The sequence below is a fragment of the Streptomyces sp. NPDC043685 genome, from assembly GCF_056436585.1.
Map to the genome: position 1 here is coordinate 832,095 of NZ_JBWKCH010000003.1, position 18,422 is coordinate 850,516.

At 71.3% G+C, this 18,422-nt stretch carries 15 protein-coding genes; 11 read left to right on the forward strand and 4 right to left on the reverse strand.

The window, feature by feature from the left end; all coding sequences use genetic code 11:
* Positions 1-16: 16 nt before the first annotated feature.
* From AC0665_RS12865 to rhaI, 3 genes are all read right to left on the reverse strand, one after another.
* Positions 17-1,465, reverse strand: coding sequence for a rhamnulokinase (locus AC0665_RS12865; protein ID WP_478605544.1), 1,449 nt, complete (start codon positions 1,463-1,465; stop codon positions 17-19).
* Positions 1,462-3,501: a bifunctional aldolase/short-chain dehydrogenase gene (locus tag AC0665_RS12870; protein WP_478605542.1), complete on the reverse strand. Its 2,040-nt coding sequence runs from the start codon at positions 3,499-3,501 to the stop codon at positions 1,462-1,464. Before AC0665_RS12870 ends, AC0665_RS12865 begins: the two co-directional genes overlap by 4 nt.
* A gap of 113 nt (positions 3,502-3,614) precedes the next feature.
* Positions 3,615-4,775, reverse strand: coding sequence for an L-rhamnose isomerase (rhaI, locus tag AC0665_RS12875; RefSeq protein WP_468632936.1), 1,161 nt, complete (start codon positions 4,773-4,775; stop codon positions 3,615-3,617).
* 260 nt (positions 4,776-5,035) lie between these two features.
* Here rhaI and AC0665_RS12880 point away from each other — a divergent pair, with 260 nt between their 5' ends.
* The 8 genes from AC0665_RS12880 to AC0665_RS12915 all read left to right on the forward strand — a co-directional run bounded on the left by AC0665_RS12880 (position 5,036) and on the right by AC0665_RS12915 (position 14,049).
* Positions 5,036-6,553: a sugar ABC transporter ATP-binding protein gene (locus AC0665_RS12880; RefSeq protein ID WP_478704989.1), complete on the forward strand. Its 1,518-nt coding sequence runs from the start codon at positions 5,036-5,038 to the stop codon at positions 6,551-6,553.
* Positions 6,550-7,590 carry an ABC transporter permease gene (locus tag AC0665_RS12885; RefSeq protein ID WP_468632940.1) on the forward strand — a complete coding sequence of 347 codons (1,041 nt, stop codon included), beginning with the start codon at positions 6,550-6,552 and terminating at the stop codon, positions 7,588-7,590. Before AC0665_RS12880 ends, AC0665_RS12885 begins: the two co-directional genes overlap by 4 nt.
* Positions 7,583-8,578 carry an ABC transporter permease gene (locus AC0665_RS12890; protein WP_478605535.1) on the forward strand — a complete coding sequence of 332 codons (996 nt, stop codon included), beginning with the start codon at positions 7,583-7,585 and terminating at the stop codon, positions 8,576-8,578. The genes AC0665_RS12885 and AC0665_RS12890 overlap by 8 nt, the downstream gene beginning before the upstream one ends.
* 82 nt (positions 8,579-8,660) lie before the next feature.
* A complete protein-coding gene (rhaS, locus tag AC0665_RS12895; protein ID WP_478704990.1) occupies positions 8,661-9,743 on the forward strand; it encodes a rhamnose ABC transporter substrate-binding protein in 1,083 nt (360 codons plus the stop codon).
* Positions 9,744-9,760: 17 nt separating this feature from the next.
* Entirely contained in the window at positions 9,761-10,081 is a 321-nt protein-coding gene (locus AC0665_RS12900) for an L-rhamnose mutarotase (protein ID WP_478704991.1), read from the forward strand.
* Positions 10,082-10,097: 16 nt separating this feature from the next.
* Positions 10,098-11,522 carry a BNR repeat-containing protein gene (locus tag AC0665_RS12905; protein WP_478508615.1) on the forward strand — a complete coding sequence of 475 codons (1,425 nt, stop codon included), beginning with the start codon at positions 10,098-10,100 and terminating at the stop codon, positions 11,520-11,522.
* Positions 11,523-11,609: 87 nt separating this feature from the next.
* A complete protein-coding gene (locus AC0665_RS12910; RefSeq protein ID WP_478704992.1) occupies positions 11,610-12,638 on the forward strand; it encodes a LacI family DNA-binding transcriptional regulator in 1,029 nt (342 codons plus the stop codon).
* A 109-nt stretch (positions 12,639-12,747) separates the two neighbouring features.
* Positions 12,748-14,049 carry an alpha/beta fold hydrolase gene (locus AC0665_RS12915; RefSeq protein ID WP_478704993.1) on the forward strand — a complete coding sequence of 434 codons (1,302 nt, stop codon included), beginning with the start codon at positions 12,748-12,750 and terminating at the stop codon, positions 14,047-14,049.
* A gap of 42 nt (positions 14,050-14,091) precedes the next feature.
* Here AC0665_RS12915 and AC0665_RS12920 read toward each other — a convergent pair whose 3' ends face one another.
* On the reverse strand, positions 14,092-15,102 hold the full coding sequence (locus AC0665_RS12920; protein ID WP_478704994.1) for an Lrp/AsnC family transcriptional regulator: 1,011 nt from the start codon (positions 15,100-15,102) through the stop codon (positions 14,092-14,094).
* 97 nt (positions 15,103-15,199) lie between these two features.
* Between AC0665_RS12920 and AC0665_RS12925 the strand changes: the two genes are divergently transcribed.
* The 3 genes from AC0665_RS12925 to sigJ all read left to right on the forward strand — a co-directional run bounded on the left by AC0665_RS12925 (position 15,200) and on the right by sigJ (position 18,415).
* On the forward strand, positions 15,200-16,666 hold the full coding sequence (locus tag AC0665_RS12925; protein ID WP_478704995.1) for an MFS transporter: 1,467 nt from the start codon (positions 15,200-15,202) through the stop codon (positions 16,664-16,666).
* A 69-nt stretch (positions 16,667-16,735) separates the two neighbouring features.
* Positions 16,736-17,470 carry a PIG-L deacetylase family protein gene (locus AC0665_RS12930; protein ID WP_478508611.1) on the forward strand — a complete coding sequence of 245 codons (735 nt, stop codon included), beginning with the start codon at positions 16,736-16,738 and terminating at the stop codon, positions 17,468-17,470.
* Positions 17,471-17,503: 33 nt separating this feature from the next.
* Complete coding sequence (gene sigJ / locus AC0665_RS12935) at positions 17,504-18,415, forward strand: RNA polymerase sigma factor SigJ (RefSeq protein WP_468404602.1); 912 nt, start codon at positions 17,504-17,506, stop codon at positions 18,413-18,415.
* Positions 18,416-18,422: the final 7 nt, after the last annotated feature.

Genomic DNA, 18,422 nt, shown 5'->3' on the forward strand with positions numbered 1-18,422 from the left:
CGCGGGGGAGACCCCGTCAGTGCCCGCCGAGCCGGGCCCGCGCGGCGCGCCAGCGCTCGGTGCCGCCGCGCGGCTCGTACCGCGTGAGCGGCTGGGTGCGGACGAGCAGCCGCCGCATCCCGGCCAGGTCGCCGACCAGCCCGTGCGCCCGCGCCTGCACGAGGGCGTTCCCGAGCGCGGCGGCCTCGGTCGGCCCCGCCACCACCGGCAGCCCGCAGGCGTCGGCGGTGAGCTGGCACAGCAGCGCGTTGCGCGTACCGCCCCCGACCACATGCACGACGTCGACCGCGTGCCCGGCGAGCCGCTGGGCGTCCTGGACCGCCTCACGGTGGGCGAGGGCGAGGGAGTCGAGGATGCAGCGCGTCACCTCGGCCGGCGTCTCGGGCACCGGCTGCCCCGAGACACGGCACGCCTCGGCGATCCGCTCGGGCATCCGCCCCGGCGCGAGGAACGCCGCGTCACCGGCGTCCACGACCGACCGCAGCGCCGGAGCCTTGGACGCCTCCAGCAGCAACGCGCCCAGATCCGGGTCGCCCCAGGCCCGCACGCACTCCTGGAGCAGCCACAGGCCCATGATGTTGCGCAGATAGCGGACCGTGCCGTCCAGTCCCAGCTCGTTGGTGAAGTTGGCCGCCCGGCTCTCCTCGGTCAGCACCGGCGCGTCCAGCTCCAGACCGGCCAGCGACCAGGTGCCCGTGCAGATGTAGGCGAACCGCTCGCCCGACGCCGGTACGGCGGCGACCGCCGAGGCGGTGTCGTGCGACCCGACGGCCGTCACCGGCACGGGACCGGCGAGCCCGGTCTCCTCCAGCACCTCCCCGCGCAGCAGCCCGGCCGGATCGCCGGGTCGCCGCAGCGGCGCGAACAGGCTCAGGTCGACACCGAGCCGGGAGGCGATGTCGTACGACCAGTCGCGCGTGCGGGGGTCGATCAACTGGGTCGTGGAGGCGTTGGTCAGCTCGGTGCCCTGCTCGCCGGTGAGCCAGTACGTCAGCAGATCCGGCATCAGCAGCAGCCGCCGGGCCTGGGCCAGCTGGGACGTCGAGCGCGCGGCGGTCAGCTGGTACAGGGTGTTGAAGGGCGCGTACTGCAACCCGGTCGCGGCGTACAGCTCCCGCGCGGACACGGTCGCCCACACCTTCTCCGCGACCCCTTCCGTACGGGTGTCCCGGTAGTGCACGGGGTTGCCGAGCAGCGCTCCGTCCGCGTCGAGCAGCCCGTAGTCCACGGCCCAGCTGTCGATGCCGACGGAGTCGACCTGCCCGGCCGCCCTGAGTCCGTCCAGCACCCCGGCGTACAGCCCGAGCACGTCCCAGCGCAGCCCCTCGGGAACCCGGACGGGCCGGTTGGGAAAGCGGTGCGCCTCGCTCAGCTCCAGCGAGTCGGGGCCGACGCGGCCGACCATGACACGTCCGCTGGACGCGCCGAGGTCGACCGCGGCGTAGGACTTCACGGCCGCGCTCATCGCAGGAAGGCGGCCGCGACGCCGGCGTCGACCGGGATGTGCAGGCCGGTGGTGTGGGTGAGGTCCCCTCCGGTCAGCGCGAACACGGCGTTGGCCACGTGCTCGGGCAGCACCTCGCGCTTGAGGATGGTCCGCTGCGCGTAGAACTCGCCCAGCTTCTTTTCCTCCACCCCGTACACGGCGGCCCGCTTGGCGCCCCACCCGCCGGCGAAGATGCCCGAGCCGCGCACCACACCGTCGGGGTTGATCCCGTTGACGCGGATGCCGTGCTCGCCCAGTTCGGCGGCGAGCAGCCGCACCTGGTGGGCCTGGTCGGCCTTGGTGGCGGAGTAGGCGATGTTGTTGGGCCCGGCGAACACGGCGTTCTTCGAGGCGATGTAGACGATGTCACCGCCCAGCTCCTGGGCGATCATCACCCGGGCCGCTTCCCGCGACACGAGGAAGGAGCCACGCGCCATGATGTCGTGCTGGAGGTCCCAGTCCTTGGCGGAGGTCTCCAGCAGCGGCTTGGAGATCGAGATGCCCGCGTTGTTGACGACGAGGTCGACTCCGCCGAAGGCCAGCACGGCCTCCCGGAACGCCTCGGCGATCTGTTCCTCGGAGGTGACGTCCACCGTCACGGCGACGGCCTTGTCGGAGCCGCCCAGCTCCTCGGCGACCGCCTGGGCGTTCTCCGTGTTCAGGTCGGCGACGACCACACACGCCCCTTCGGCCACGAGCCGGTGCGCGATGGCCTTGCCGATGCCGCTGCCGGCGCCGGTCACCAGGGCGACCCGGGTGGCGAGCGCCTTGGGCTTCGGCATCCGCCGGAGCTTGGCCTCCTCCAGCGCCCAGTACTCGATCCGGAACTTCTCGGACTCCTCGATGGGCGCGTAGGTGGAGACGGACTCGGCGCCGCGCATCACGTTGACGGCGTTGACGTAGAACTCGCCGGCCACCCGGGCGGTCTGCTTGTCCTTGCCGAAGGAGAACATGCCGACCCCGGGGATCAGCACGATCGCCGGGTCGGCGCCGCGCATGGCGGGGGAGTCGGGCTCGGCGTGCCGCCGGTAGTAGGCGGCGTACTCCTCGCGGTACTCGGCGTGCAGCTCCTTCAGCCGGGCGATCGCCTCGTCGAGCGGAGCGGCGGGCGGCAGGTCCAGCACCAGCGGCCGGACCTTGGTGCGCAGGAAGTGGTCCGGGCAGGAGGTGCCGAGCGCGGCGAGCCGCGGGTGCTCGGCGCGCGCCAGGAAGTCGAGGACGACCTCGGAGTCGTCGAAGTGCCCCACCTGGGGCCGGTCCTGGGAGGCGAGGGCCCGCACGTAGGGGGCGAGGGCGGCGGCCCGCTCGCGCCGCTCACCGGCGCTCAGCGCGGCGTACCCGTCGAGCACCGGCCCGAAGGGCTCGGGCCTGCCGCGTTCGGCGAGGAACCGCTCGGCGGTGCGGATGATGTGCAGCGAGTTCCGCTCGCACTCCTCGGAGGTGTCGCCCCAGGCGGTGATGCCGTGCCCGCCGAGGACGCACCCGACGGCCTGCGGGTTGGCCTTCTTCACGGCGGCGATGTCCAGCCCCAGCTGGAAGCCCGGCCGCCGCCAGGGCACCCACACGACCGTGTCCCCGAAACACTCGGCGGTCAGCTTCTCCCCGTCGGCGGCGCAGGCCAGCGCGATGCCGGAGTCCGGGTGCAGATGGTCGACGTGCGCGGCGTCGACCAGCCCGTGCATGGCGGTGTCGATGGAGGGGGCGGCCCCGCCCTTGCCGTGCAGGCAGTAGTCGAACGCGGCGACCATCTCGTCCTCGCGCTCGACCCCCGGGTAGACGTCGACGAGCGCCCGCATCCGGTCCAGCCGCAGCACCGCCAGGCCCGCCTCGGTCAGCGTCCCGAGGTCACCGCCGGACCCCTTGACCCACATCAGCTCGACGTCCCCGCCGGTGACGGGATCGGTGTCGGTGCCCTTGGCGGAGGCGTTGCCGCCGGCGTAGTTGGTGTTACGGGGATCGGCGCCGAGCCGGCGGGACCGGGCGAGGAGAGCGGCGGCTTCAGGGTGGGTGGACATGAATCTTCCTTACTTCCGGAGGAGCGGTGAGTGCACTTGCTCAGGGGCGCGGGGAACTGCGCGACCAGCCACACGCGGCCCGCACCCCGCAGACGACAGAACCCGGCAGACGCTTACGCGCCCCAGCCCGCCTGTTGCCCTCCCACCCGCTCGGCGACGATCTTCTCGGCCCATCCGGACGCCTTGTACGCGGCGATCGGGTTCGCGTCCAGCCCCATCTCGCCCCGAACCTCCGCGAGCAGCGGCCGCACATCCGTGTTGTACGCGTCCATCACCACGGCGTTCGCCTCCAGCACGTCCCCCGCCCGCTGCGCCGCGGCCAGCGCGTCACCGTCGACCAGCAGCGCCTTGGCCGTGGCCTCCTGCACGTTCATCACCGACCGGATGATCGCCGGGATCTTCGCCTCGATGTTGTGACACTGGTCGAGCATGAACGCGACCTCCGGCGACAACCCGCCCCCACGCACGACCTCGTACATGATCCGGAACAGCTGGAACGGGTCGGCCGCGCCCACCATCAGGTCGTCGTCCGCGTAGAACCGCGAGTTGAAGTCGAACCCCCCGAGCTTCCCCTCCCGCAGCAGCGTCGCCACGATGAACTCGATGTTGGTGCCCGGCGCGTGGTGCCCCGTGTCCACGACCACCTGCGCCTTCGGCCCGAGCTTCAGACAGTGGGCGTAGGCGGTGCCCCAGTCCGGCACGTCCGTCGTGTAGAACGCCGGCTCGAAGAACTTGTACTCCAGCAGCATCCGCTGCCCGTCCCCGAGCCGCTCGTAGACCTCGGCGAGCCCCTCGGCGAGCCGGTCCTGCCGCCCGCGGATGTCGTCCTGGCCGGGATAGTTCGTGCCGTCGGCGAACCACAGCTTCAGGTCCGTGGACCCGGTCGCGTCCATGATGTCGACGCACTCCAGCAGATGGTCCACGGCCTTGCGCCGCACCGCCGCGTCCGGGTGGCAGATGCTCCCGAGCTTGTAGTCGTCGTCCTGGAAGGTGTTGGAGTTGATCGCCCCGAGCTTCACGCCCCGCTGTTCGGCGTGCTTGGCCAGCGCCGCGTAGTCGTCGACCTTGTCCCAGGGAATGTGCAGGGCCACCGTGGGGGCGACCCCGGTGAACTCGTGCACCTTGGCCGCGTCGTCCAGCTTCTCGAACGGGGTGCGCGGCACGCCCTGCTGGGCGAACACCTTGAACCGCGTGCCCGAGTTCCCGTAGGCCCACGACGGCGTCTCGACGGCCTGTGTCTTGAGAGCGGCCTTCGCCGCTGCGAGCTCGGTCACGTCAGGCTCCTGTGACATGGGGTCGTGACGACCACTGAATGAAACGATTCAGGACGCGAAGCTATGGGCCCCCCGAAGGGGTGTCAACCCCTCCGGTCGAGACGGATTCCGTGATGTATGCGTGACCTGGCGGCCTCGAAACTTTTTCGACCGGAACCCATTGACGTGACATGCGCGGCCCGCCTAACGTCCCGGCAACCCAGTTGAAACCTTTCACGACGTCGAGAGGGCCGACCCGCCGACGTCGTCGAGGAGCCCTCATGACCCACCCGTCCACCACGGGTCCGGCCCCGGTTCTCGCGCTGAGGGACGTCTCCAAGTCCTTCGGCGCGGTCCGCGCACTGCGGGACGTCTCCCTGGAGCTGTTCCCCGGGGAGGTGCACGCACTCGCCGGTGAGAACGGTGCCGGCAAGTCCACCCTCATCAAGACGCTCGCCGGCGTGCACCGCCCCGACGCCGGCCAGGTGCTGCTCGACGGTGCGCCCGTCGCCTTCCACGGACCCGGCGACGCCCGCGACGCCGGCATCGCCGTGATCTACCAGGAGCCCACGCTCTTCCCCGACCTGTCGATCGCCGAGAACATCTACATGGGCCGCCAGCCGCGCCGCGCCCTCGGCCGGATCGACCACAAGGCCACGCACAACGCCACCGCCGCCCTGATGAAGCGCCTCGGCGTCGAACTCGACCCCGACCGGCCCGCCCGCGGCCTGTCCATCGCCGACCAGCAGATCGTCGAGATCGCCAAGGCCCTCTCCTTCGACGCCCGCGTCCTGATCATGGACGAGCCGACCGCCGCCCTCACCGGCAGCGAGGTCGCCCGCCTCTTCGGCGTCGTGCGCACCCTGCGCGACCAGGGCGCCGCCGTGCTGTTCATCTCCCACCGGCTGGAGGAGATCTTCGAGATCTGCGGGCGGGTCACCACCCTGCGCGACGGCGCCTGGATCGCCAGCGAGCCGCTCGCGGGCATGACCGAGGACGATCTGGTGCGCCGCATGGTCGGCCGCGACCTCGACGAGCTCTACCCCAAGCAGGACGTGAAACCCGGCGAGGTCGCCCTGAGCGTGCGCCGGCTGACCCGCGAGGGCGTCTTCACCGACGTCTCCTTCGACGTCCGGCACGGCGAGATCGTCGGCCTGGCCGGACTCGTCGGCGCCGGGCGCACCGAGGTCGCCCGGGCCGTGTTCGGCATCGACCGCTGGGACGCCGGCGAAGTCTCCGTCCAGGGCAAGCCCCTGGTCAACGGCGCGCCCTCCACGGCGATGGCCGCCGGACTCGCCCTGGTCCCCGAGGACCGTCGCGCCCAGGGCCTGGTGATGGACATGTCCATCGAGCGGAACATCGGTCTCACCGGGCTGCGCACGACCGTGAAGGCCGGGCTCATGGACCGCGGTGCCGAGCGAAGCCGCTCCCTGGACTGGGCCGTCAGGCTCCAGGTCAAGTACGCCCGGATCGCCGATACGGTCAACACCCTCTCCGGCGGCAACCAGCAGAAGGTCGTGCTCGCCAAGTGGCTCGCCACCGGCCCCAAGGTGCTGATCGTCGACGAGCCGACCCGCGGCATCGACGTCGGCACCAAGGCCGAGGTGCACCGGCTGCTGTCCCAGCTGGCCGCCGACGGCGTGGCCGTCCTGATGATCTCCTCCGACCTGCCCGAGATCCTCGGCATGGCCGACCGCGTGCTGGTGATGCACGAGGGCCGCCTCACCGCCGAGATCCCCCGCTCCGACGCCACCGAGGAAACCGTGATGGCCGCAGCCACCGGGAGGGCCGCCGCATGACGGTCGTCACCCCGCAAGAGGCCCCCGTGGCCGAGGTGCCCAAGTCGAGCGGCACCCGGCTGGTCGACCGCGTCTTCAAGATGCGCGAACTCGCCATCCTGGTCGTCTTCCTGGTGATGATCGGCATCACCCAGGCCGGCAACAGCGAGTTCCTGTCCGAGCAGGGCATCAAGGACCTGCTGCTGAACGCGACCATCCTGGTCCTGGTCGCCACCGGCCAGTCCCTCGTCGTCATCACCCGCAATGTCGACCTGTCCGTCGGCTCCACGCTCGGCATCAGCGCCTTCGCCGCCGGCACCTGTCTCCAGGGCGGCGGGAACCCGGTCGTGGCGATCGCGCTGGCCGTGCTGCTGGGCATCGGCTTCGGCCTGCTCAACGGCCTGCTCGTCAGCCTCGGCCAGGTGCCCGCGCTCGTCGTCACCCTGGGCACGCTGTACATCATCCGCGGCATCGACTCCATCTGGGTCGGCTCCCGGCAGATCACCGCGGCCGATCTGCCCGGCGGCTTCGTCGACTTCGGCTCCGGCGGCATCTCGGCGGTGCCGTATCTGGCGCTGATCGCGCTGGCCGTGCTCATCGCGACCGCCTACTACCTCAAGAACTTCGCCGGCGGCCGCGAGCTGTACGCGCTCGGCTCCAACCCCGAGGCGGCCCGCCTCGCCGGCATCCCCGTCCGCAAGCGGATCCTCGGCGCGTACACCTTCTGCGGCGCGCTCGCCGGACTCGCCGGAGCGATGTACCTCGCCCGCTTCGGCAACGTCGACTCCGGCACCGGCAACGGCTACGAACTGACCGTCGTCAGCGCGGTCGTGGTCGGCGGCGTCGTCTTCACCGGCGGCTCCGGCAGCGTCTACGGGGCGGCCCTCGGCGCGCTGCTGCTGACCTCGATCAACAGCGTGCTGCCCGCCCTCGGCGTCAGCTCCGTCTGGGTGCTCGCGATCAACGGCATCCTGCTCATCCTCGCGATCGCGGTCGACCGGGTCGTCGCGCTGCGCGTGGCCTCCGCCCTGAAGAAGAGGAACGCCCGCCATGGCTGACATCTCCCCGAGCCGAGCGGCCGGCTGGTCCGGTCTGAAGAGGTGGGATTCCGCCGTCGGCGCCCTGCTCGTCGTGGTCCTGCTGTTCTCCTTCGGGTTCGTCGACGGGTTCGGCAACGCCCTCAACCTGTCGTTCCTCATCGGCAATACGCTCCCGATCGCACTCATCGCGCTGCCGATGACCCTGCTGGTCGTCTCCGGCGAGATCGACCTGTCGGTCGCCTCCACGGCCGGTCTGTCCGGCGCGGTGATGGGCGCCCTGTGGAACCAGGGCATGACCATCGAGTCGATCATCCCGGTGTGCCTGCTGCTCGGTGTGGTGTGCGGGCTGGTCAACGGACTGCTGGTGACCCGGCTGGGGCTGCCGTCCCTCGCCGTCACCATCGGCACGCTCGCCGCCTACCGGGGCATCGCGCAGATCGTGCTCGGCTCGGACGCGGTGACCGACTTCCCCACGCAGTACCTGGACTTCGCCTCCGGACGCATCGGCGACACCTTCGTCCCGTACGCCCTGCTGCCGTTCCTCGTCCTGCTCGCCATCGCCGTGGTCGCGCTGCACGCCACACCGTTCGGACGGTCGCTGTTCGCGATCGGCGCGAGCGAGGAGGCAGCGCGCTTCGCCGGCATCCGGGTCAAGCGGCAGAAGCTGATCCTGTTCACCCTGACCGGTCTGATGGCCTCCCTGACCGGCATCTTCTGGGCGCTGCACTACGCCAGCGCCCGCTACGACAACGCCACCGGCCTCGAACTGTCCGTCGTGGCCGCCGTGCTGCTCGGCGGCATCGACTTCGACGGCGGCAAGGGCACGCTGGGCGGCGCGATCGCGGGGGTGTTCCTGCTGGGGGCGTTGCAGAACGTGATGAGCCTCCAGGATGTCTCGGCACAGTCGCAGATCGTCGTGACCGGTGTGCTGCTCGTGCTGTCCGTGCTCGGGCCTCGGGTGGCTCGGCAGATCGCCGTATTGCGTGCGCAGTCGTCGTCCGGATAACCGTCCGCTGTGGTTGTTCGCGCAGTTCCCCGCGCCCCTGAAAGCAGGCGCGTCTCACTCAACCTCGTTCAAAGGAAACGTCATGCGTAAGTCAACCCTGCGCCGCAGCTGCGCGGCCGTCGCCACCGCCACCTGTCTCGCGCTCGCGCTCACCGCCTGCGGCGGCACCACCAAGAAGGACGTGGCGAAGGAGGACGCCTCGGCCGCCACCGCCGGCAAGGCCGACCCGAACGCCGCCACCAAGAAGGGCCTCACCGTCGGGTTCCTGCCCAAGCAGGTCAACAACCCGTACTTCACCAGCGCCGACAAGGGCGGCGAGAAGGCACTGAAGGAACTGGGCTCCAGCTACAAGGAGGTCGGCCCCTCCAGCGCCACCGACACCGCCGGGCAGGTCTCCTACGTCAACACGCTCACCCAGCAGCAGGTCGACGCGATGGCCGTGTCCGCGCAGGACCCGGGCGCCCTGTGCACCGCGCTCAAGCAGGCCATGAAGAACGACATCAAGGTCGTCACCTACGACTCCGACACCACGCCCGACTGCCGCAACGCCTTCGTCTCGCAGGCCTCCGCCGAGGACCTCGGCCGTACCGAGGTGCAACTGCTCGCCAAGCAGGTCGGCTTCAAGGGCGAGATCGCGATCCTGTCCGCCGCGCAGACCGCGACGAACCAGAACACCTGGATCGACTTCATGAAGGACGAGCTGAAGAAGCCCGCCTACAAGAACATGAAGCTCGTGAAGGTGGCGTACGGCAACGACGACGCCCAGCAGTCCTTCCAGCAGACCCAGGGCCTGCTCCAGGAGTACCCGAACCTGAAGGGGATCATCTCCCCGACCACCGTCGGCATCAAGGCCGCCGCCCAGTACCTGTCGGGCTCCAAGTACAAGGGCAAGGTCAAGCTCACCGGCCTCGGCACCCCCAACGACATGCGCAAGTACGTCAAGAACGGCACCGTCGAGGCGTTCGAGCTGTGGGACCCGGCCAAGCTCGGCGAACTGGCCGCCCGCACCGCCGTCGCCCTGTCCTCCGGGCAGATCACCGGCAAGGAGGGCGAGACCTTCAAGGCCGGCTCCATGGGCGAGTACACCATCGGCAAGGACGGCGTGATCAGCCTCGGCAAGCCGACCGTGTTCGAGGCCAAGAACATCGACCAGTTCAACTTCTAGACCCTGGGAGGTCGTTGATGCAGCGCGTGTGCTTCCTGCTGAAGGTCCGGGCGGACCGCCTCGACGAGTACCGAGAGCGGCACGCCGCCGTGTGGCCCGAGATGCTCGACGCCCTGAGGGCGACCGGCTGGCACAACTACTCGCTCTTCCTGCGCGAGGACGGACTGCTCGTCGGCTACCTCGAGACCGAGGACTTCGCCGCCGCCCGGGCCGGGATGGAAGCCACCGACGTCAACGCCCGCTGGCAGGCGGAGATGGCGCCGTTCTTCGAGTCGCTGGACGGCGCCCGGCCCGACGAGGCCATGAAACCGCTCACCGAGGTGTTCCACCTCGCATGACGATGGAGTCCACGAGATGCACAGACGTACGTTGCTGGCCGCCGCCCTCGCGGGAGCGGTGGTGACCCCCGCCCTCGCCTCCGGCACCGCGCGGGCCGCCGACCCCGGCCCCTCCGTCACCCGGACCGGCACCACCACCCTCGACAGCCAGGCCCTGTTCTTCGTGTCGTACGACGGGCTGGTCAACAACAACGCCTTCCAGAAGAACGGCCTGCTGACCTACAAGGGCTACCAGTACGCCGTCTGGTACACCGCCGACCGCAACGCCGTCGTCGGCCGCCGCGCCCTCGGGTCGAGCACCTGGTCGACCGTGAAGGTCGGGCACACCCTGCGCTACGACGACTCCCACAACGTCATCTCCATGGGCGTCTCCAAGGTCGACGGCCGCCTCCACCTCAACATGGACTCCCACAGCGACGGCTTCACCTACGTCAAGTCGGTGGCCGGGCTGATGGACAACCCGGCGGGGCTGAGCTGGACCGCGAGCCGTTTCGGCGCGCCCCAGTCGACCCTGGACGGACTGGCGCTCACCTCGCAGTTCACCTACCCGCAGTTCGTCTCCACGCCCGAGGGCAAGCTTCAGCTCAGCTACCGCGTCGCCGTCTCCGGCAACGGCCGCAACGCCCTCGCCGAGTACGACGGCACCAAGTGGACCAACCTCGGCGAGTGGTCCGCCTCCACCGGCACGTACACCAGCGAGCACGGCTCCTCGACCGCCCGCAACATGTATCTGCACGGCATCGACTACGACCGGAACGGCCGGCTGCACTCCTTCTTCACCTGGCGCGAGCAGAACGGCGCCGTGATGTGCAACGGCGGCGGCATCACCAACCACGACACCGGCTACGTCTACTCCGACGACCGGGGCCGCACCTGGCGCAACAACGCCGGCACCGTCGTCGGCGTCACCGGCGGCTCCGACAAGGTGTCCGTGACCGACGCCGGCCTGGTGATCGACCCGCTCAACCCGGACCACTCCCTGATGAACCAGGAGAGCCAGTTCACCGACTCCGCCGGCCGGCCGCACGCGATCATCTCCTATGTCCCGGGCCGCTTCGGCCAGTGCACCACGAACTACGTCGCGGACCGGACGGCGAACGGCCGTGCCTTCCACGTCCGCAAGAACGCCTCCGGCACCTGGCAGAAGACCGAGATCCCGGTCCCGCTGAACTCCAGCCAGCGCACCAAGCTGATCCTGGACAAGTACGACAACGCGTACGCGGTCTTCCCCTTCGGCCGGATCGCCGCCGCCTCCGCGGCTTCCGGATACACCGACTGGAGGATCCTGTTCGACGGCAGCGGCCTGGGCGCCTTCGGCGAGGTCGTCATCGACGAGACACGGGTCGCGCAGGACGGGGTGCTGTCCTTCATGTACCAGGAGAAGTCCAGCGGTACGACGCCCTCGGCGCTGCACGTGACGGACTTCCGCCTGCCCGCCTGACCGCATCCGGTCGACGGGGCGGCATGCCGGTAATGTGATGCCGCCCCGCCCGCCGCCCCCCGTCTTCCTTCTGGAGGTCCCTGCCCGATGGCCCAGTCGGTGGGTATCAAGGACGTCGCCCGCGTCGCCGGAGTCTCCGTCGGCACGGTCTCGAACGTGATCAACCGCCCGGACACGGTCGCGGCCGAGACCCGGGCCCGGGTGCTGTCCGCGATAGACCGCCTCGGCTACGTCCGCAGCGAGTCCGCGCGCCAGCTGCGCGCGGGCCGCAGCCGCATCATGGGGCTGCTCGTCCTCGACATGGGCAACCCCTTCTTCGTCGACGTCGCGCGCGGCGCCGAGCGCGCCGCCCGGCAGGCGGGACTCGGCGTGATGGTCTGCAACAGCGCCCAGAGCCCGGACGAGGAGGCCGAGTACCTCTCGCTCTTCGCCGAGCAGCGGGTGCGCGGTGTGCTGCTCACCCCCGCCGACGCGACCGGCCGCAACATCGAGACCTTCCGCCGGCACAACATCCCGTTCGTCCTGGTCGACCGGGTGGCCGAGGGCACCACCGAGTGCTCGGTCTCCGTCGACGACGTGGCGGGCGGCGCCCTCGCGGTACGCCACCTCGTCGACGCCGGACACCGCTCCCTGGCCTACGTCAGCGGCCCGCCCGGCCTGAACCAGGTCAGCGACCGCCGCACCGGCGCCCTCGAAGCGCTCGCCGAGGCCGGGCTCGGGCCCGACGCGCTGCGCGAACTGCCCACCGAACGGCTGGACGTCGCCGCGGGCCGCGACGCCGGAGCCCGGCTGCTCGGCCTCGCCGACCGGCCCACCGCCGTGTTCTGCGCCAACGACCTGCTCGCCCTCGGTGTCCTCCAGGCCATGTACGCGGCCGGCGTCGGGGTCCCCGACGACCTCGCCATCGTCGGCTACGACGACATCGAGTTCGCGGCCGCCGCCGCCGTCCCGCTCACCTCGGTCCGCCAGCCCGCCGTCACCATGGGCGCCATGGCCGCCGACCTGCTCCTGGAGGAGACCGAGGAGGAGGGCACGTCGTCGCGCCCGCACGAGCACCGGCGGGTCGTCCTCCAGCCGGAACTCGTGGTGCGCCGCTCCAGCCTGTCCGCCCGCTGAACCCTGAACCGCCGTTCAGCAAGGTTTCATGATCGAACGGCTCACCCGCGGACGATCGCTGTGATGAACTGGGACGCGGCCCGAAAATCCGTCCGTCCCGGGAGCCCTGTTGACCCTCAGCTACCGCCAGCCCGGAGTCGTCCTCACCGACCGCCGCTTCACCGTCCCCCTCGACCACGACCGGCCCGAGGGCGAGACGATCGAGCTGTACGCCCGCGAGGTCGTCGCCAGCGACCGGACGCACCAGGACCTGCCGTGGCTGCTCTACCTCCAGGGCGGTCCCGGTTTCGGCGCCGACCGGTCCGTCGGCCGGCCGGGCTGGCTGGGCAGGGCCCTGAAGGAGTTCCGGGTGCTGCTCCTGGACCAGCGCGGCACCGGGCACAGCACCCCCGCCAACCGCCAGACGCTCCCGCTGCGCGGCGGCCCCGCCGACCAGGCCGACTACCTCGGGCACTTCCGCGCCGACTCGATCGTCCGCGACTGCGAGACCGTCCGCGCGCAGCTCACCGCAGGCGAGCCCTGGACCGTCCTCGGCCAGAGCTTCGGCGGTTTCTGCGCGACCACCTACCTGTCCCTCGCCCCCGAGGGACTGACCACCGCCGTGATCACCGGCGGGCTGCCCTCCCTGGACGCCCACGCCGACGACGTCTACCGCGCCGCGTTCCCGCGCGTCGAACGCAAGGTCACCGCCCACTACGCCCGTTACCCGCAGGACGCCGAGCGCGCCCGCCGCATCGCCGACCACCTGCTGCACCACGACGTGGTCCTGCCGAACGGCTACCGGCTCACCGTCGAGGCCTTCCAGTCCCTCGGCATCGCCCTCGGCACCGGCGACGGCACCCACCGCCTGCACTACCTGCTGGAGAACGCCTTCGTGCGCACCGCGCAGGGCTTCACGCTCTCCGACGCGTTCCAGGAGCAGGTGCAGGCCATGCTCTCCTACGCCCGCCACCCGCTGTACGCCCTGATCCACGAGTCGATCTACGGCCAGGACGCCCGCCCCACCGCCTGGTCCGCCGAGCGGGTCCGCGCCGAGTTCCCGCAGTTCGACGCCGCCAAGGCCCTCGCGGGCGACGAGCCTCTCCTGTTCACCGGAGAATCGATTCACCCCTGGATGTTCGACTGCGACCCGGCGCTGCGCCCGCTGCGCGAGACCGCCGACCTGCTCGCCGCCCGCACCGACTGGACGCCCCTGTACGACCCCGCCCGTCTCGCCGCCAACACGGTGCCGGTGGTGGCCGCCGTCTACCACGACGACATGTACGTCGACACGGCCCACTCCCTGCGCACCGCCCGCTCCATCCGGGGCCTGCGCACCTGGATCACCGACGAGTACGAACACGACGGCATCCGCACCGGCGGCCCCCGCGTCCTCGACCGGCTGCTCGCACTGGCCCGGGGCGAGGCGTGATGCCGTGCCGTGTGCCCGGCGGCGCCTCGTGCCGGGTGTGAGTCAGCGGCGTCGCTTGGGCGGCTTGCCGGTGGCCGGGAGCGGTCCGGCCATCTTGATGATGCGTAACACGGGCGCGCTTTCCAGGGTGCGGATCGCCTTCAGGGTGCCCAGGCGTTCGGTGAGGTAGCGGTGCAGCGCCGCCGGGTCGGGGCACAGGGCAAGGGCGGTGAGATTGTGGGGGCCGGTGACGGCGGCCACGAAGGCCAGCTCGGGGTGCCGGGCCAGGGTACGGGCGACTTGGTCGAGGTGACCGGGGGCGACGCTCATCCACAGGAGCGCCTGCGTGGTGACGCCGAACAGGGCGGAGTCGAGTTCGACGTCGAAGAAGAGCCGGCCGCCGGCCCGCAATTGCTCCAGCCGGCGCGCGACGGTGGCGGGCGACCAGCCGGTGGCCGCGGCAAGGCTGCTCAGGCTCGCCCGACCGTCGTGCTGGAGGGCGGTGAGCAGGTCGTCATCGGCGCGGCTGAGGGCCGCCCGCGCCCCGGGAGCGGCGGTGACAGACGCCGCCTCGGCTATGGCGGCGCGCAGTCGGCGCTGCTGGGCGGCGTCGAGGGCCTGTTGATGGCCGGACCAGGCGGTGGGCCCACCGAGATAGGTGTGCAGCACGCAGTGTGCGGAGACCGCGGTGATGCCGGCCGTGCGCGGGATGTCGTGCAACAGCAGCGCGTGCCCGGCGGGCCCGTCGGCGGTGGAGGTGTGCACGATCGCGTCGATCTCGGTGCCGCCCGAAGCGAGTTTGACCCAGGAGGTGTCGGCGCGGCGGGCCAGCGCTTCGGCAACATCCTGGGCGGCGCGCGGGCCTGTGGTCAGCCGAAGCAGCCACTGGGTGCGGTCGTTGCGCTGCGGCTCGGCCAGGCCGACCACCCGCAGGGCAGCGTCCGCGCACAACCGCCGGTAGCGGCGGGAGACCGTCTGCGCCGAGACGTCGAGGACGTCGGCGATCACGCTGAACGGCGCCCGCCCGTCGATGCGCAGGGCGTGGATGAGACCACGGTCGATGTCGTCCAGCATGTGGAAATCATGCATCACGGACCCTCCCGTGGAATGATCCGGCGATCCGGCCGCTCGAAGTGGAGGCGCCCGGGCGGCGGCGCGCACTCTCGGGCACATGTCGTACTCCACCACCCCACCTCCGCGGCACCGCTGGGCCGCACTCGCCGTGCTGCTGGTCGCCGAGGCCATGAACCTCCTCGACGCCACCATCATGACCGTCGTCGCCCCCGTGATCCGCGCCGGTTTGGGCGGCCCGGCCTCCGTCATCCAGTGGTTCGGTGCCGCGTACACCTTGCCCTTCGCCGTCTTCCTCGTCACCGGCGGGCGGCTGGGTGACATCGTCGGTCGGCGGCGGGTGTTCCGCGCCGGGACGGTCGGCTTCGTCCTGGCCTCGCTGGGGTGTGCGCTCGCCCCGTCCACGGCGGTGCTGATCGCTTCGCGGGCGGTGCAGGGCGCCGCGGCCGCACTGATCATCCCTCAGACCATCGGCATGATCCGCGCCATGTTCACCGGGCCGGCACTGGCCCGGGCCATGGGCACCATCGGCCCGGTCATGGGGCTCGCCGCGGTGACCGGCCCGGTGGTCGGCGGCGCGCTGACCCAGGCGGACGTGCTGGGTCTCTCCTGGCGCGCGGTCTTCCTCGTCAACGTCCCCCTCGGCGCCGCCGTGCTGGCGGCCACACCGCTGCTGCACGAGGACCGTGCCGCGCTTCGACCGCGGCTGGACCACGCCGGCACGGCGCTGGTGGTCCTGGGCAGCACCCTGCTGGTCTATCCCCTCATCCAGGGCGGCGCACATGGCTGGCCGGGCTGGTCCTGGGCCATGCTCGCAGCCGGCGGAGCGGTGCTGGCGGGCTTCGCCGCACATCAACGGCGGCGGTCCCGCCAAGGCCGCAGCCCGCTCATCGAGCCGGGCCTGTTCGTCGACCGCAGCTTCACCGCCGCGCTGGTGTCCAGCGTGCTGTTCTTCTCCGTGGTGGGCGGCCTGATGCTGGTGGTCGTGCTGCAGATGCAGCTGGGCCAGCACCGCGACGTCCTCTCGGCAGGCTTCACGCTGCTGCCCTGGTCGGCGACGATGGCGCTGTCGTCCTGGGTTGCCGGCGCCCGGCTCGTACCCCGCTACGGGGCACGGGTCATGAACGTCGGCCTGCTGGCCCTGCTCGCCGGAGTCGTGTCGGCCGCCGCCGTGTACGCCACCAGCCCGCCCGCCTCCTACCCATGGCTGCTACTGCCGTCGCTGGCTCTGGCCGGGCTCGGGCAGGGCCTCTACGCCGTGCCGTTCTTCACCACGGCCCTGCACCGAGTCCGCCCACACGAGACGGGTTCCGCCGCCGGTCTGCTCAACGCGGTGCAGCAACTCGGCGGCACGCTCGGCGTCGCCCTGTTCGGCAGCCTCTTCCTGCATGCCGCCGAACTCGGCGACCCCACCCCGGCAGCCGCCGCGCTCACCGGCGCGCGCGACGCCTTCTGCCTCGCCGCCGCGCTCGTCCTCGCCACCGCACTGACCACGGCCATGATGCTCCCGCGGCGGCGCCCATCGGCCACGAGCCCTGATCAGGCCTTCGTTCCCGATGCCAGGTGACGAAATCGAGATCGCCCCGCTACCGCCGATTTCCGTTCCGATGCTCCCCGAGGGCCATAGTCTGCGGACATGACGACCACTCAACTCCAGCCCATGCCCGAGGACTGGCGGCGTGCCCTCGCGGTCGTGGCCCACCCGGACGATCTCGAGTACGGCTGCTCGGCGGCGATCGCGGCCTGGACCGACGAGGGTCGCGAGGTCGCCTACGTGCTGGCGACCCGCGGCGAGGCGGGCATCGACACGATCGAACCCGCGCGGTGCGGGCCGCTGCGCGAGCGGGAGCAGCGGGCGAGCGCGGCGGTGGTGGGCGTGTCGGAGGTGGAGTTCCTCGGCCACAAGGACGGCGTCATCGAGTACGGCACCGCCCTGCGCCGCGACATCGCCGCCGCGATCCGCCGTCACCGGCCCGAGCTGGTCATCACGCTCAATCACCGCGACACCTGGGGCGGCGTCGCCTGGAACACCCCGGACCACGTGGCCGTCGGCCGGGCCACGCTCGACGCGGCCGGCGACGCCGGTAACCGGTGGATCTTCCCCGAGCTCGTCGAACAGGGCCTGGATCCCTGGGACGGTGTGCGCTGGGTCGCCGTCGCCGGTTCCAGCACGCCCACACACGCCGTCGACGCCACGGCCGGGATGGAACGGGCTGTGCGCTCCCTGCTGGAACACCGCACCTACATCGAGGTGTTGACCAGTGAGGACCCGGAGACGTACGTGCGCGGGTTCCTGACAGGGCACGCCGAGGCGACAGGGGAGAGGTTCGGGGGCCGGCCGGCGGTGGCGTTCGAACTGTTCAGCAGATGATCAGCGGCTGATCGACGGATGACGGGGGAGACCATGACAGGCAGCGTGGAACTGGCCGACCGGTTCGAGCAACACCGGGGGCATCTCAAGGCGGTGGCCTACCGCATGCTCGGATCGCTCGCGGAGGCGGAGGACGCCGTCCAGGAGACCTGGCTCAAGCTCAGCCGCGCCGAGGCGGACGACATCCACAACCTCGGCGGCTGGCTGACCACGGTGACCGGCCGGGTCTGCCTGGACCTGCTGCGCTCTCGCACGGCCCGCCGCGAGGAGCCGATGGGGGACACCCACGACACGGTGCGGGCCTTCGTCCCGGACCCCGTGCTGCGGCCCCTGTCGCACATCGACCCGGCCGAGGAGGTGCTCCAGGCCGACTCCGTGGGCCTGGCCCTGCTCGTCGTGCTGGAGAACCTGGCGCCGGACGAGCGGCTCGCGTTCGTGCTGCACGACATGTTCGCCGTGCCGTTCGACGACATCGCGCCGATTGTGGAGCGCAGCCCGGCCGCGACCCGGCAGCTGGCGAGCCGGGCCCGGCGCCGGGTGCGCGGGGCCACCCCGTCGTCCGAGCCGGACCTCGGCCGGCAGAAGCAGGTGCTCGACGCCTTCCTGGCCGCCTCACGTGCCGGGGACTTCGAGGCGCTGGTGGCCCTTCTGCACCCGGATGTGCTGCTGCGGGCGGACTCGGGCGCGCTCGTCCGGGGCGCCGCCGCCTCCAAGCTGGTGCGGGGCGCGAAGGCAGTGGCGGAGCAGGCGCTCATGTTCGCCCCGTTCACGCAGTCCGCGGAGCTGGTCCTGGTCAACGGTTCGGTCGGACTGGTCAACACGCACGGGGGCCGCGTCCAGTCGGTCATGGGCGTCACGATCGTCGACGGCCGCATCACGGACCTGTACATCCTGGCCGACCCCGAGCGGCTGGAGCGGCTGGAGGTGCCCGGAGGAGCGAGGTGACCCCACG

Bases quoted from the DNA above. Each gene is read 5' to 3' on its own strand.
- rhaS (WP_478704990.1), top strand. From the start codon at position 8,661: ATGCGTAAGTCAACCCTGCGCCGCAGCTGCGCGGCCGTCGCCACCGCC.
- AC0665_RS12920 (WP_478704994.1), bottom strand. From the start codon at position 15,102: ATGCTGGACGACATCGACCGTGGTCTCATCCACGCCCTGCGCATCGAC.
- sigJ (WP_468404602.1), top strand. From the start codon at position 17,504: ATGACAGGCAGCGTGGAACTGGCCGACCGGTTCGAGCAACACCGGGGG.
- AC0665_RS12925 (WP_478704995.1), top strand. From the start codon at position 15,200: ATGTCGTACTCCACCACCCCACCTCCGCGGCACCGCTGGGCCGCACTC.
- AC0665_RS12865 (WP_478605544.1), bottom strand. From the start codon at position 1,465: ATGAGCGCGGCCGTGAAGTCCTACGCCGCGGTCGACCTCGGCGCGTCC.
- AC0665_RS12910 (WP_478704992.1), top strand. From the start codon at position 11,610: ATGGCCCAGTCGGTGGGTATCAAGGACGTCGCCCGCGTCGCCGGAGTC.
- AC0665_RS12890 (WP_478605535.1), top strand. From the start codon at position 7,583: ATGGCTGACATCTCCCCGAGCCGAGCGGCCGGCTGGTCCGGTCTGAAG.
- AC0665_RS12905 (WP_478508615.1), top strand. From the start codon at position 10,098: ATGCACAGACGTACGTTGCTGGCCGCCGCCCTCGCGGGAGCGGTGGTG.
- AC0665_RS12870 (WP_478605542.1), bottom strand. From the start codon at position 3,501: ATGTCCACCCACCCTGAAGCCGCCGCTCTCCTCGCCCGGTCCCGCCGG.
- AC0665_RS12930 (WP_478508611.1), top strand. From the start codon at position 16,736: ATGACGACCACTCAACTCCAGCCCATGCCCGAGGACTGGCGGCGTGCC.
- AC0665_RS12885 (WP_468632940.1), top strand. From the start codon at position 6,550: ATGACGGTCGTCACCCCGCAAGAGGCCCCCGTGGCCGAGGTGCCCAAG.
- AC0665_RS12900 (WP_478704991.1), top strand. From the start codon at position 9,761: ATGCAGCGCGTGTGCTTCCTGCTGAAGGTCCGGGCGGACCGCCTCGAC.
- AC0665_RS12880 (WP_478704989.1), top strand. From the start codon at position 5,036: ATGACCCACCCGTCCACCACGGGTCCGGCCCCGGTTCTCGCGCTGAGG.